The sequence below is a fragment of the Sphingobacterium sp. InxBP1 genome (assembly GCF_026191775.1).
Classification (GTDB): Bacteria; Bacteroidota; Bacteroidia; order Sphingobacteriales; family Sphingobacteriaceae; genus Sphingobacterium; species Sphingobacterium thalpophilum.
This window is the reverse complement of sequence record NZ_JAINDX010000049.1, coordinates 356929-371082: the sequence shown is the minus strand read 5'-3', so window position 1 is coordinate 371082 and position 14154 is coordinate 356929. Positions and strand designations below refer to the sequence as shown.

The following is a 14154-nucleotide window of genomic DNA, read 5'->3' as shown; positions in this document are numbered from 1 at the left end:
ATTTATTGGTATGTAGGATTATACTCCAATTCCACATCAGGAACAGGTAATTTATAAATGGATAGTGGAATATCGGAAGTCATAAAAGGCATACGCGTGATTGCTTTTCTTTTTAAATAGAAAAAATATTGTCCTTCGGCATAAAACTCTTTGTGATACTCCTTTTGGATTTCGTTCTGTAGCTGTGTACCGGTAACCGAGCCGTCTTCGGGCAGCTTATTAACTGCCCGGGCAAAAAGTACTTTGTTCAACTCGAGCACTCCTGATGCCGGGCTACCCGCTGCTTCGGACAATATATAATACATCTCGGACAGGCGTATAAGCGGTATCAGTTGATCACGTCGCTGAGACGAGGTCAATCCTTCTCCGGTCAAAGGTGTATAGGTCTGCCAAAACTTGGAAGGAAACAATATTCCCTGATCTTGTTCGAATAAGTAGAGTCTCCGAACATCAGTCGTCGAGTTTTCATATAATGTATTTATATTGGCTAACGTGCGTGTCAGGCCCCTTCCTGAACTTATGTAAAACCTGAAATATTGTTGTGTCCAGTTAAGTATATCCCTTGAGCGTAAAGCGAATACAAGCTCTGGCATGAACAACCTGTCTTTCGACCCGGCAGCTGCACTAACCGCCGTATTGGAGACAAATTGAAACTTTGCGCCATCGATTACTTCCTGAGCCGCTTTAGCTGCAGCCGGTTTGTCTCCTATATACATATATACACGAGCCTCTAATCCTTTGACCGCATAATAATTCATTCGGATACGACGGGTATTCAGGTCGGTATCATCCTCGAAAACTGGGTCAACGGATTTAAGTAAAGCCGCAGCGTTCGCAATGTCGTTTAACACCAATTTACACACTTGCTCGGATGTACCCGGCACATTGGCAAAAGCATCCACTATCGTCTCGTAGGGAATTGCCTTTTGTCCTTTTCCGGATTGATACTCGGGGCCAAACAAACGGAAAAGATCAAAGTGGATATATGCACGTAACGCCAAGGCTTCCCCACGGATCAAATTATAGCCTTTTGAAGAAAGAACCGATCTGTTAGACGCTGTTTTTTCAATAATTTTATTCAGCCCCGCGATAGCATTGTACGAGCTGCTCCAAACCGCGCTAAGAATATTTCTAACCTCATCGCTGTTGTAGTTATATGAACGTGTCTCGTAATAAGGTGCTGTCGAACTGGATTGGGTATAGTTCTGCGCCAAGGCCGATACAAAACCCAGGGAGAGGCGGTCTCCATACATGTTTTGCTTGCTGAGCTGAGAGTATACCCCTACTAAAGCCTGTTCAAACCCTATTTCAGAAGCAAACATCTGTTCCTCAGCCAACGAGGATTTAGGTTCAACATCCAGATACTTGCTGCATCCGGAGAGCAACGAAAGATTCATCAATGCTAGTAAAAATACGTGTATTTTCATAATCTCTGCTATTTAGAAACTCGCGCGAAGCGATAGTGAATAATTGCGGGCGAATGGGTTGTCCGTACCCCGTTCGAGCTGGACAGAACTCCACCATATCGGATCATTTGCCAACGCTGTAATAGATAGGGAGTTGAAACCCAATCTTTTTAGAAAGGCCTTGCCATAAAAATTATACCCTAATGATGCAGAGGTTAGTTTTAGGTTATTGTCATCCTGAACGAACCGTGAAGTGGCCTTCGTCGCATTGGGCGTGGACACGATACGTTTGTACAGGGATACATCCCCAGGCTTGGACCATCCCAGTTCGTAGGCACGGCGGTCTACATTTTGTGAAATATCCACATTCTCGACCCGATCTACCAAGGTATAGTTATAGAGTTTTCCTCCAAACTGGTAGTTAAAGATCAAATTCAGCTCAAATCCTTTATAGATTAGATTTGATCCGAAGTTGCCATTCCATTTCGGCTGCTGTATACCCACAGGAACCTTATCTCTAATATCCCAATCGTAAGTAGTCGTACCGTCTTTTTTCAAAAACATTTCAGTACCTGTGGCAGGATCTATCCCTAATGAGCGGACTGCAAATATGGTATTCATTGACTGGCCCTCTTCCAACAGTACATTCGGGTAAATTTGCCCTTCGTTTGCCGTGTTTAGATCTTCGTTAGCCGTCTTCAACTTGTTGGACAATTTCTTGAGTATGTTTTTATTCGTGAATCCATTGACATTGACAGACCACAGTACACCCTTCTCCTTTCGATTGATAATGGCATATCGCGCAGAGAATTCCATACCTGTATTCCGCAGCTCGCCAAGATTTTCCGAATAGCTACTAAAACCTGTCGAAGGAGCAAGTGTAACCGAAGTTAAAGCATTCTTGGTATCGTCTCTGTAAATCTCCATTCGAAGATCTAAACGTTGGTTCATCAACGATGCGTCCATCCCAATGTTTAACTTATAGACGTTTTGCCAACTTAAGTTGTAATTTCCCAAATTATTCAGGACAGCTCCGAGCTGGTCGTAGTACGAAGATCCCACACCCAAACTGTACCTAAATTGAGCGCCATATGCCGGAATATTCAGCGATCCCGTGCTTCCATAATTCGCTCTTAGGCGGAGTTTGTTAATAATTGGGCTATCTTTGAAAAAATGCTCATTATGAATATTCCATCCTAAACCCGCAGACCAGAATGTACCGAAGCGCCTGTCCGTACCAAACTGAGACGAACCATCCCTGCGGACCGACAGGTCCATTAGGTAGCGATTGTCATAGCTATAGTTGCCAGAATACACTAGGCCTATATTGCGAGTGGTACTCTCATCGCCCGTGGGTCTGCCATTCGTCTGGTATTGATTGGCAAACAACAAATTGTCCAGACGGTCGTACGGAAATCCTTCTGCAACAATCTGGTAAAATTCGTTCGCAGCACTTTTAGCATTAAACCCGAGCATCGAAAAGAGTTGATGTTTTCCGAGTTGCACGTTATAATTGGCCGTGGTCAAACTTTCATAACCAAATGATTTTCCTGTCCGGGCGGTATAGGATCCGCGGCGGCTTGGCTCAGCAATAGCGGCAAACCTGGAGTCCTGTGCAGAATAAAACTGATCAGAGTCATCATGCTGTTTCGTAATACTAAAATTAGACTCCACAAATAGTCCCGGAGTAATATTGTATCGCACAGAAAAATTATTGGTAACGCCAAAGTATGCTGACTTATTTACAGAATGTAAAGTGGTATTGTATAGAGGATTTATGGTCGTGAAAGGTTCGTACCATTCGTGATAATACACTTCCTCCAACAATAATGGAATATTGCCTTCAGCATCATAAGGTGAAAAATAGGGATTAGCTGTCACATAATCGCTAAAACTTCCGTATGGAGAAACATTGGCCTTATTCTGGAATACGCGGAGAGAGTTCATAAAGCGAAACTTATCGACATTGTAACTGAGGTCGACCTGGCCACTGTAATTATTCCTGTCCTGTCCCTTCATTACCCCTTCTTGCATATCAGCGGTAAACTGCAATCCATAGCGAAAAATCTCATCGCCTCCCTGAACACGTAAGGAAGAACGGTTACTACGCCCAATTTGAGTCGGAATTTTCAACCAGTCGGTATCTACTCCTTCAAGGATATTTTTGAGGCGTGAATTGTACAGTACATCTTTACCCAATTGAGCGATGTTGAAGGTACCGGTGTAAAAGCCGGCACGCTTTTCGAAGTCGAGCTTTTCCCTAGCATTCAACAGATTATAAACTCCTAATTCAGGGGTTGCTATTCTAAAGTCGTTTGTCAAGGTGACCTGTACTTTCCCAGCCGCTGGAGGTATAGTGGTAATGACCATAACGCCATTTGCTCCCCTGGAACCATAAATCGCGGTAGCTGAAGCATCTTTCAGCAGTGTAATCGACTTGATCAAATTCATATCGAGGTCGACAACACGCTGCAGGTTTACCTGAAATCCATCCAAAATAAAAAGAGGCTCATTGGGATTGTTGGAAAGTTCCCCACTTAGGTTTGGAAACGAGTTTTGCCCTCGCATCTGCACCTCAGGCAGGCGATTGATATCTCCACCAAACTGATTATTAGCTACTAACCTAAAGGCCGGATCTACAGCCGATATTGCAGCTAGCACCGAATTCGTATTAATTTTTTTTATTTCCTCGCCACTAACGGTTGTAGTGGCTCCGGTAAAACTTTCGGCGGAGCGGTTAAATATACCGGTCACGACGACTTCGTTTAACTCCTCGGATGTGGGTGATAAATGAATGATGTAATTAGTTGCTGCTGTTAGCGGGACTGTCTTCTTTTTAAATCCTAAATAAGATACCTCCAGTGCTTTGGCATATTCAGGTATTTGGATGATAAACTTTCCGTTTATATCTGTGTTTGCTTTAATTGCCTTATCGGTAAAAGTGAGCGAAACACCGGCCATCTCACGATCTGTGTCTTCGCGGTGTACTACTCCGCTAATTCTGCGCATCTTGGCCTTCTGCTCATCCATCAAAATAATACTGTTATTTCTAAATACGTATACTACACCAGATCGAACATTAAAATACTTGTCCAACACCTGATACAGTGGTTCGTCCTTAAAGTTTACATCAATTCTTTGGAAATGATCGACTTTGGAAGTTAGCGACACGAAATCAACTCCGCTTTGTATCCGAAGCTCAGTAAGAAGCTCATCTATAGTAATGCCCTTCTTTTGGATCGTTATCTTTGCGTGCTGTCCAAAGACAGTGGTCACAAAAATAAGGCTGCAAAAAAATAATAGGCAGCATCTAAAACTGTTATTATTGATAAAAAGTTTCTTCATAAATAGTGTAAGTAAAGACTGGTTAGTTCTTTATATTTTAGGGTCAAAAATTATTGGCTTTTAAAACCATAACTTTTTATTTACTTGGTAAGTATCAATCTGTCAAAACAACCTCCTTTCCACGGAAATCGTATTTGATATCGTTAGTCTGAGCCAACATATCCAGTACTTCTATGAGGCTTTTATTTCTGGATATTTGAGCGAGTACTTTCTTGTTTTCTTTACTTCTTTTATAAGTAACCTTGATACCATACCATCTTGCCAACTCTAAGCAAACTTCATCTACAGAGGTATTCTTGAAATAAAATACATTGTTTCTCCAAGCTGAACTCATTTGCAAATCAGCTGTAGCAATGGCATAGTGCTGATCTACCGTAATTTGTTTTGATGGCTGTAAACGCACAGGAACGGATGCTAGCCCCGACACTTGAATAGATCCCTCATACAATGTTGTCACGCTTTGCTTATCATTACGGAATGCCCTGATGTTGAATTGCGTGCCTAATACCTGGACAATATGCTCCTTCTTAAGCCGATTACCGAGAACATGTACATTAAATTTTCGGTTCTGCAATTTGGCAACATCAAAATAGGCTTCCCCCGTCAGATACAAATCCATATCTTGCTGGAGGGTATTAATAGGATACCGCAATTCTGTACCCGAATTAAGTAATATTGTGGTACCATCAATCAACCTGACAGAAAAACGCTTGCCGTAAGGCACTTTGATCGTGTGATATATCGTGGCACTAGGCATGAGCTGGGTGGTGCTATCTTGCAGCTTATAGCTAATCTGGTTATCGCTGCGGGATATATGGATAGATTTCTCCGCACTGGCAAGCACTGCTGAGTCCCTGCTTAATAGATTGACCCTCCGGTCCTGAGAGAGAAGCAATTGAATTTCTTCGGCAAATTCTTCCGAACCAGGGTCTGGAGTTTTATCTTTAAAAATATCGTTTACCTCACGTACCAGTTTTAACTCGGTGATCGCGGGTGGCAAAGCATCCCTGAAAAAGTACAATGGAATCATTAAAAACAATAACACAGCAGCAGCATACTTCACAAACTGCATTACAGCACTCGATCTACGGATAGGTTTTACTGGAACCTCTTGAGCGATCTGCTTTTCTATCGCTGTCCAAACTGAATCCGAAGGTTCTAGCCTGACCTGCGCTTGATGAAAGGCGGCAACGATCTTAGCTTCGATCTGCTCATTGTCCGTATATTTCAGTACACGCATCAGTACTTTTCGCTCTTCGCCAGTCGCTGTACGATCCAAACAACGTTGTATCAACAAGTCTATATAGCTATCGTTATAATTCATAGGGCCTTTAAAAAAAAGTAGGACTGGAAAATTTCAAAACCTACATCCGTTTATCAGTATGACTCTGGTATATGACCTTTTGGGGGGGAGGAATAATTTATTTTTTTTGCAAATAGAAAAAAATAAGCGCTAATGGAAGGTTATTTAGCATTTCGGTCATCGTGGACCTTATTTTTTTTACAGACGCCTCCAGGTTCCATTTGACGGTTTCGGCAGAGACTTCAAGTATTTTTGCAACCTCTTTACGGGAAAGTCCTTCGATTTTGACCAGTTGATAAGTAATCCGTTGTTTGGGAGATAGAAGCTGCAAAGCCTTTTCAAACGCCGTTTCCAACTCCTGATATTCGATATCATTATAGGTCTTGGGGGTCGCAAAGATATCGTGCAGGATAAGATCAAGAGGCTCTTGTGAAGGATTTATTTTCTTAATCTTTGTCAGGAATACGTTCTTTGCCACCCGATAGATCCATGCGTCAAAATTATCGACCTCGATGAGTTTACTCCTGTAATTCCAAAGTCGGATAAAAGTATCCTGCAAAACTTCCTCAGCCATAAATTCGTCATCACTCAGGTTAAAAATAGTCGAATAGATGGACGTTTTGTAAGCATCAAAAATAGTACGAAAAGCTTGTTCATCTCCTTTAGAAACACGAAGTAATATTTCGGCTATTTGGTCGATAGGGATGTGACTTTTCATAGGTCTTAGATCCTAATTTTGTTTGTGAACCAGTCATGTCAGAAGCATTTGCTCCCCCTTACTGTGTCTACAAATATATAGATTTCCGAAGATTATCCATCAATCAACACTACCATTCTCATCTTTTAATAACAGATAAAGATTATTAGATTTCGGATAAATGACCTTTCCAAAAAATGAGCCGTTTAAATGTAGAGAATTCCTGTTTGGGGAGAGGTCTGAAAATTGACATATTTTCTGATCTTCACCTTTTATTGCGGAAGTTCCGGCATCGCAATCCGGCGTTGTGTCGGTGTACTTAAAGCCTGCAGAAATGCTATGACAGCGTCAACTTCCTGCCTCGATAAATTCAATTTTTTTAACAATGGTGAATGTATGGGTCTTGTCTTTTCATCAATTTTCACATGCCTTTGTATTGGTGCTGGATTGCCAAGATTATAGAGCTCGACGACATCACGCAACGTTGGAAAATTACCGTGATGCATCCAAGGACCTGTCAGGCCTACATTTCGAAGCGATGGTGTACGGAATGCGCCAATGTCTTTTTGATTGCCTGTAAGATGGTAGTGGCCAAAATCCTGCTGTTTGGTCCCGTATAGTGTCTGTCCATCATTATGAAAAAGATTGTCAGAAAACAAAGGTGTATTGTGGCAATTTATACAGCGTGCCTTCGTCCGAAACAAATGTAGACCGGTAAGTTCCTGATCGTTCAGTGCATCGGCCTGTCCCTGCACAAATCGATCAAATTTTGTTGGATAGCTAACGATACCACGTTCAAAGGTGGCAAGCGCCTGTTGTATTCGGAGCAGTGTAATCTGTTTGTCCCCAAAAGCCTGTTCGAAATATCCCGCATAGCCGGGCACAGCTTTAACATGTGCTACTAAAGTATCCAGCGGCGTATTCATTTCCACAGGATCCTGTGTCGGCAACAGCACTTGATCCTCAAGGCTTTTTGCTCGGCCATCCCACATAAAAGTTCTGTAAAATGCAACATTGTACAGCGTCATCGCATTTCTTTTGCCCTCTCGTCTTCCATGACCGTGCGCCAGACTTTTTCCGTCTCCAAATCCCAATTGGGGATCATGACAGCTTGCGCAGGAGATTTGCTTGGATGCTGAAAGTCTGGGGTCAAAAAACAATAGCTTCCCGAGCAGCGATTTTTCCTTGCTATAAGGATTATCAGCTGGATAGCTTACTGGAGGCAATACCCCGATATCCGTAAAATTAGATCTTACAGATGCGTCGATATGTGGTTTGGGCCATAATTCCTGACGCCCGCTGCTGTAGCGTTTGCGCAATTCCTGTAGATCTTCCTGCTCCTCAGCGCGATTTGCAAATGCCGAAATCAACAAAGGTGCAATAAAGATAGCTATAACCATCAGTGTTTTCTTCTTCATCGAGTGCAGTCTCTTAAAATCCATATGCCAGCATTAAATTCATCTGTTTCCTGACTGTTCCTATAGGGGCAAGATTGGTGCGATCCAGATCAGATAAACGCCCCGCCTTTTGATAATAATAATCTGCTACCAGAGAAATGAAATTTCCCTTTCTTAAACGTTGTTTGAAACCCAATTTTACTTTGCCACCGTATACGTTTGCACGATGGTAAAGGATATCATGATAAAAAACATATTGATGGAATACATTTTCATTGATTAACGGTAGAGACCAAGATGTACCTATATTGTGGCGAAGAGAACCTGTGAGTCCAAATTCTATTTCTTGATTCGCAGTAGTTGTATAGGTCCACGCTCCATGGAGCTGATAGTTTACATGCTCGTAGTCCAGACTTGTGCCAGTGCCGCCATCCCTTCTGATTTCATTCAATAGACCCATTTTACCTCCGTAGTAGTGTCGCCACTTCTTCCGGGCCAGCATATAAGATACATTCAGTGCTCCATTGTCATTCTGGTAAACATAATTCTGTGCATCGCCACTTTCTGTTATCCAGTCCTTTCCACGTGTGCTGGACCAATCAAGCGATGCCATATAGGAATGATTTCCTTTTGACAGCTGCCATACCAAATTGTAGTCTAGCCGATTTAAATTATACTGACTGAGTTCATTGACGCGGGACTCGTTGCGCAGTGTTTGCCTATACTTCTGTTCTTCACGTAAATAAGCTGCATTGCCATAAAAGTCCCCTACCGAAGAATTCCATGACAAGTAAACTTTACTACCGAAGCGCTTCATGTCATTTTGATAGAACATCTTCTGCTCCAGGAGCCAGTCGCTGACTTTCCATCCATATCCTCTGATAATATAGTTCATGTAGGGCGACTCCACAGCGCTTGTCGCCGAATTTCCGTTTTTGTACGCTATTTCAAAGTCCTCCTGTCCATAACCATACCGCCCTTCGATACCAATATCAACGTTTTTCACTATACGCCTACTACCGCCGACCGTACCGTTAAGTTGCGCTACGCGAATGCTACCTCTCGGATCATTATTGCTAAAATGATTTGCTACCTGGTAATCGAATCCACCAAAGACAGCATATTTTCTGTCTGCAAAATAACGCTGTCCCCGCGCCTGGATACGATAGGTCGTTCGTTCATAATGATTGTAACCATAGGAACCAAAATACCAGGGCGAAGAGGGATTTTCTCTGGTCTGATGCGCAAACCGCGTGCTATCCTCCACGGATCTTGTATAATTGAAACGCCCCCACAAGCGCACATCCTTGATGGTGACGGCGCCCTCCGAACCAAAATCCAGCGTATTTACCCGCTGTGCGTCCTGGGCACGGTGATAATCACCAGAGGTGGAATTGTATCCCATGCGAATTAAGCTATAACGCTGCGGCACTTTCTTTTCCAGCCACATCGGGTTATCGACAGCGTACTGCCGTAAACGCAACTGTATGCTGTCCTGATCAATATGCTGAATATACAGTACGGTATCTTGTCTTGCTATCGCTTTGGTCTCAAACTGGGAGAAAAAAACAACAAATAGACACAAAGTAACTTGAATATAATTTTTCATTTGTCTTCACTTAATCAATAAACCCCTTTGGATTTGCCTTCATCGACACAAAATCATCACTTGAGTTATTAGAATCCTGCAGTATTCTTCTTCCGTTGACAATCTCTTTTGTTTTCCTAATAACGGAATTTGATGAACGCGCACCTCCGTCTACAGCGATAGATCCAGCATCGATTTTTGCTGTAAATCGTTTCGGATATTGTGTAGAGGTCGATGACTGAATTTCCACGCCATCCAAAATATTAACTATTGGAATCTGGATGTAATCTGTCCCCAAATTTTCCCGTCCATCAGCATATGGCGGCATAAATCCCTTCCAGTCGCTCACCGGTCCCATGTTTTGATCACGGAAAATGATCCAGCTGCGTTGACCTGCCTGGTTCATAATCATGTCGGCACCATTGCCCCGGTTGATCAGCCGTATGTTGGGTACATTTGGGTTATCGATGTCTGATGCCAAAGGTTTGGTACTTCCAAGATAGGGCACATAATAAGCTTCAAAATCTGCTTTGCTGAGGTCAATGGTGAGGCTCGGATTCTTTACGGAGATCGCTACCCCATCGGCCCCTACATAGGGCGACTGATGATTGGCAGCCGTTGAGGCAACAACAATACTCTCGCCCGGCGGGATCGGATAATCTTTTCCACTGCCCGGAAGCTGAATGATCAGATGAGCGTAGACATAATCGCTGTTGGCATTTATATCCTGTGGCATACGATACGACTTGCTCCAGTCGTACTGTCCGCTATTAGGCTGATATACATAGGTCGTGCTCGCATTTGTCGCACCAAAAGCTTCGGCTATATAGAGACTGTCTGCATAGCGAAGGCTATCGGAATTGTTATATATTTCAATAAATTGATCTCTAAAACTGGCGCCTTGATTGGCGTCTGAGCCTGCGTAATAGATCTGCTTGATCACCAAGCCCTCCTGATTACTATTACCGGTCAGGAGAGTAAGATCCCAATGTGTCTGCGCTGACCCTTTAACGACTTCGATACGGCGTATCACCGAACTAAAGGTGACCTCATTGTCTTCACGCTGTCCCGTCAATTGATTGAATTCTGCCGCACTGAATGTTTTCACGACCTGAACATTATATGTATTGGGCGCCAGATCCATGAACTCAAATACACCATTTTCATCAGATTTCACCGTCATCAGCAGTTTCCCTTTCAAGGTATAGAGATTTAAAGTGATATCATCCAACGGCAGCTTATTGACATAGGTTTCACTTTCGTAAGACGTACTCAACGAAATGTCTACCGCACCGTTTTCGGCATAGCTATCTTTTTGACAAGCCATAAAAAGATGGCTGGAGCCAAAGATCAAAAGTATAAGTTTAATAATGATTTTCATGGCGTTATAGTTTAAGTCTGAGCTGCGCACCATAGGTAGGTTTACCATTCGGAATGATCATGGAATTATCCGAGCGTTTATACTGTGGACGATAGTTAAATACGTTATAGACATGAAAAGCCAGGCTTAGGCGTTTGCTGATTTCCTTCGAAACGTTTAAGTGGAAATTAGTATAGACAGCAGGCTGGTTCTGATTGTTGATTTCTTCTATAGGCCTTAGCGTATGGGCATAATCGACATTGTTGCGATCAAAATTGTCTATGGCATGATAGGTTCCATCCTGTGTATAATAGCCGATAGGTATCCCGTCGGACGCATTGGTATTGGTTTTATTCAAGAGGTTAAGTTCGGTCGTGAAATTGATCAACAGTCTAGCCTTTGGAATATGCGTACTTGAGGTAATTGCGGCATTGCTTACCGTAGTCGTCCTGCGCTGTGTTGGGTATATTGCAGATTCTGCACGATTGGGGTTGTCCGTGTTGTTGGTAAATGTCGCCATGTTTTGCAGAGGTCTATAGTTTGATCTGGTCAATCCCGCCCTTACACTAAACGAAGTAGCAATGGCCATCCATTTTGGCGTAGATAGCATGAATTCGATCCCCTGAGTTCTTTTGTCATCAGCATTCATAAATACAAATCGCGATAGCCTATATTGTTTTGTCCCCTCAATACTATAGGGAACATCCGCATTGGGATCGGGATTATCGTTGTATTTGTCCAGTACTACTTTCTCAAAATCGGTGACGGTAACGATATCTCTATAATTCCTTTTTTGATAAAGGTTCAGCCCCCATTTAAAATCTTTGTATTCATAGGTGGCTGAAAATTCAAACTGTTCGGACAACGAAGGCTTAAGCGTGCTATTATCCGGTGTAAATTTATCTATATACATCAGGTAAAGGCTATTTGCCTCATCAACACTGCCCCCATTAAATGCAGTATGCTGAAATAAGGGAATCTCATAAAATACCGGTCCCGGATACAATTGTGCCAATGCCGGCGCCTTACTTGCCCAGCCATATGCTACGCCCACTGTCAGCGCTGGGGTAATCGCATAGTTAATATTCGTCCGCGGTGAAAATGTAACATACTTTTCGAATTTGTCCAGCCGTGTCCCAATACGGACGTTCAGGTCTCGCTGCGCGATTTTCGCCGTAAATAGGTCCTCTGCATAAAATCCCAGCTGCTTTTGGCCGTGAATACGTGAGACATCATAATAGCGTTCTTTACGAATATCAGCATTTGCTGCTATGGTATTGTTGCGTGGTCTGGATGGGTCAACAATCTGTCCTTTTCCTATATTTTTTGAGTAATTGAAAAATGATCCAAAATTCACTTGATGCAGCAGGTCGCCGGTCTGAAAGGTGCCCGTCAGATCGAGGCGTGCCGTTAAATCGATGGGCTTACCCTCAATATTTGTAATGGCCTGATAGATCCCGCTTGCATATTGGCCTTGATGAACTCCCGTTTCTGTGGCGTCTGAGTAGATGATATAAGTGCCGTTGACGTCCTGCTCCTTGTATGTATTCTGATAGGTTTCGCTATAACGGACATTCAATCCGATATTGGAAAGAAAACCTCGGTCAATCCGGTAATTGGCCCTGCTTCCAATGGCAAAGTTATAGGACTTGAAGCGCATGACCGTTGCTGTTGGATCATCCTCGTCTCGACGCACTTTATCGATGTTTCGGCCATAATCTATGGATAAAGTATTGGTGAAAGCTTTTTCTTTCCCGGCGAAAGTACTCCACATGATATTTCCACCTACACGGTCGTAGGATTTCAGCTTGTCCCTGTTGTCTTCAAAGGAGCGCGTGAAATTTCCACCAATGGTGAAAGCCCCAAACTTACGGGTATCAACGCCTTTGCTCATTCCGTAAACGGTTGCATTGTCACGGAGCTGAACATTAAAATTGAGCGGTGTCTCGCCCGCAATACGATTGATGATAATAGCTCCATTGGTCATATCCCCAAACTTCACAGAAGGTACGCCGGCAGCAATTTCTATGCTCTCGATATTGTCTGTGGCAATCTGGCGGAGATCGGTCCCGCCAAAAGTATAATCACCGGTATAGTTGTCTGTACCGGCGTCGCTACCACTCAATCTAGATATCTTGCCATTGACATAAGAATTTCCCATACCATAAATTCCCGCATTTAAGGTCTGCATATTAGCGTTGTTGGACAATGCAATACCATCCATGATCAATGCTACACCAAAAGAATTATTGAGTGCAAACGGATCCCTGTTGGAAAAAGAATTTGTGCTCAATGTTGCGCTTCTTAAGTTAGCTTGCTGGACCTGTTGTAAAGAGGGTGCGGCGATCTTTTGTCCAGGAATAAGGCTCAACAAGTCATTAACACTTAATGCACCCGACTGTTCGATCACTTCGCGGTTGATATAAAGTGAGCTATTGCTTTCCAGTCGCCTGTTGGTCCGGGGAGTGAGGGCTATTTCTTCCAGTCCTACACTCAAAATTGGTAATGTGATGTCAGCAACCGTATTATTTGTCCCACTTAAAACAGTTGTCATGGAGGCCCCCTGTCTTCCGATCATGGAAAACTGCAAATTTGCTGACTTCAGCCGATGGGCCGGAAACTGGAATCTAAACGAGCCATTATTATCTGTAAAATAATACTGGTTCAGCTCTTTGAGATGTACGGTTACCAATGGTATTCCTTTCCCATCCTCATCGACAACTTTGCCCGATAAAACACTCACAGAAGCTTTACTGATCAGAATATTCTTACCGGAGACCTGTAATTTGAGATAAGTCAACTGTTCCAGCTGATTTAGAACCTGTGGAAGTGCTCCATTCACCTCGATATTGATACGACGCTCCACATTGATCTGCGACTCGTCATAGAGAAAACTGTAACCTGATTTTTCTTCGATCTGCTTCAGAACAGACCTCAGGGGTTGATTTTTACCTTCAATCTTTAACTGTTGCGCGTACACGGCTAAGACCTGAAAAGAAAGAAGTACACCAAGAAGCAGGGCTCTTCTATGGATGGATTTAGAAGACATAGATATATG

8 protein-coding genes are annotated in these 14154 nt (G+C 43.0%); all 8 read right to left on the bottom strand.

What is annotated here, in order from left to right:
• Positions 1-2: 2 nt before the first annotated feature.
• The 8 genes from K7A41_RS21605 to K7A41_RS21570 all read right to left on the bottom strand — a co-directional run bounded on the left by K7A41_RS21605 (position 3) and on the right by K7A41_RS21570 (position 14145).
• On the bottom strand, positions 3-1427 hold the full coding sequence (locus K7A41_RS21605; RefSeq protein WP_265715493.1) for a RagB/SusD family nutrient uptake outer membrane protein: 1425 nt from the start codon (positions 1425-1427) through the stop codon (positions 3-5).
• 12 nt (positions 1428-1439) lie between these two features.
• Positions 1440-4751, bottom strand: coding sequence for a SusC/RagA family TonB-linked outer membrane protein (locus tag K7A41_RS21600; protein WP_265715492.1), 3312 nt, complete (start codon positions 4749-4751; stop codon positions 1440-1442).
• Positions 4752-4845: 94 nt separating this feature from the next.
• Positions 4846-6075, bottom strand: coding sequence for a FecR family protein (locus K7A41_RS21595; RefSeq protein WP_265715491.1), 1230 nt, complete (start codon positions 6073-6075; stop codon positions 4846-4848).
• A 97-nt stretch (positions 6076-6172) separates the two neighbouring features.
• Positions 6173-6772 carry an RNA polymerase sigma factor gene (locus K7A41_RS21590; RefSeq protein ID WP_265715490.1) on the bottom strand — a complete coding sequence of 200 codons (600 nt, stop codon included), beginning with the start codon at positions 6770-6772 and terminating at the stop codon, positions 6173-6175.
• 251 nt (positions 6773-7023) lie between these two features.
• Complete coding sequence (locus K7A41_RS21585) at positions 7024-8169, bottom strand: cytochrome-c peroxidase (protein WP_028071446.1); 1146 nt, start codon at positions 8167-8169, stop codon at positions 7024-7026.
• A 13-nt stretch (positions 8170-8182) separates the two neighbouring features.
• Positions 8183-9757: a DUF6850 family outer membrane beta-barrel protein gene (locus tag K7A41_RS21580; protein ID WP_265715489.1), complete on the bottom strand. Its 1575-nt coding sequence runs from the start codon at positions 9755-9757 to the stop codon at positions 8183-8185.
• A gap of 10 nt (positions 9758-9767) precedes the next feature.
• Entirely contained in the window at positions 9768-11117 is a 1350-nt protein-coding gene (locus K7A41_RS21575) for a DUF4876 domain-containing protein (RefSeq protein ID WP_265715487.1), read from the bottom strand.
• Between the two features lie 4 nt (positions 11118-11121).
• Positions 11122-14145 (bottom strand): TonB-dependent receptor domain-containing protein, encoded by a 3024-nt coding sequence (locus K7A41_RS21570; RefSeq protein ID WP_265715486.1) that lies wholly within the window; start codon positions 14143-14145, stop codon positions 11122-11124.
• Between the last annotated feature and the right edge of the window lie 9 nt (positions 14146-14154).

What these genes read in the sequence shown, in the direction of transcription:
- K7A41_RS21605 (WP_265715493.1), bottom strand. Translation starts at nt 1,427, where the DNA reads ATGAAAATACACGTATTTTTACTAGCATTGATGAATCTTTCGTTGCTC.
- K7A41_RS21600 (WP_265715492.1), bottom strand. Translation starts at nt 4,751, where the DNA reads ATGAAGAAACTTTTTATCAATAATAACAGTTTTAGATGCTGCCTATTA.
- K7A41_RS21595 (WP_265715491.1), bottom strand. Translation starts at nt 6,075, where the DNA reads ATGAATTATAACGATAGCTATATAGACTTGTTGATACAACGTTGTTTG.
- K7A41_RS21590 (WP_265715490.1), bottom strand. Translation starts at nt 6,772, where the DNA reads ATGAAAAGTCACATCCCTATCGACCAAATAGCCGAAATATTACTTCGT.
- K7A41_RS21585 (WP_028071446.1), bottom strand. Translation starts at nt 8,169, where the DNA reads ATGAAGAAGAAAACACTGATGGTTATAGCTATCTTTATTGCACCTTTG.
- K7A41_RS21580 (WP_265715489.1), bottom strand. Translation starts at nt 9,757, where the DNA reads ATGAAAAATTATATTCAAGTTACTTTGTGTCTATTTGTTGTTTTTTTC.
- K7A41_RS21575 (WP_265715487.1), bottom strand. Translation starts at nt 11,117, where the DNA reads ATGAAAATCATTATTAAACTTATACTTTTGATCTTTGGCTCCAGCCAT.
- K7A41_RS21570 (WP_265715486.1), bottom strand. Translation starts at nt 14,145, where the DNA reads ATGTCTTCTAAATCCATCCATAGAAGAGCCCTGCTTCTTGGTGTACTT.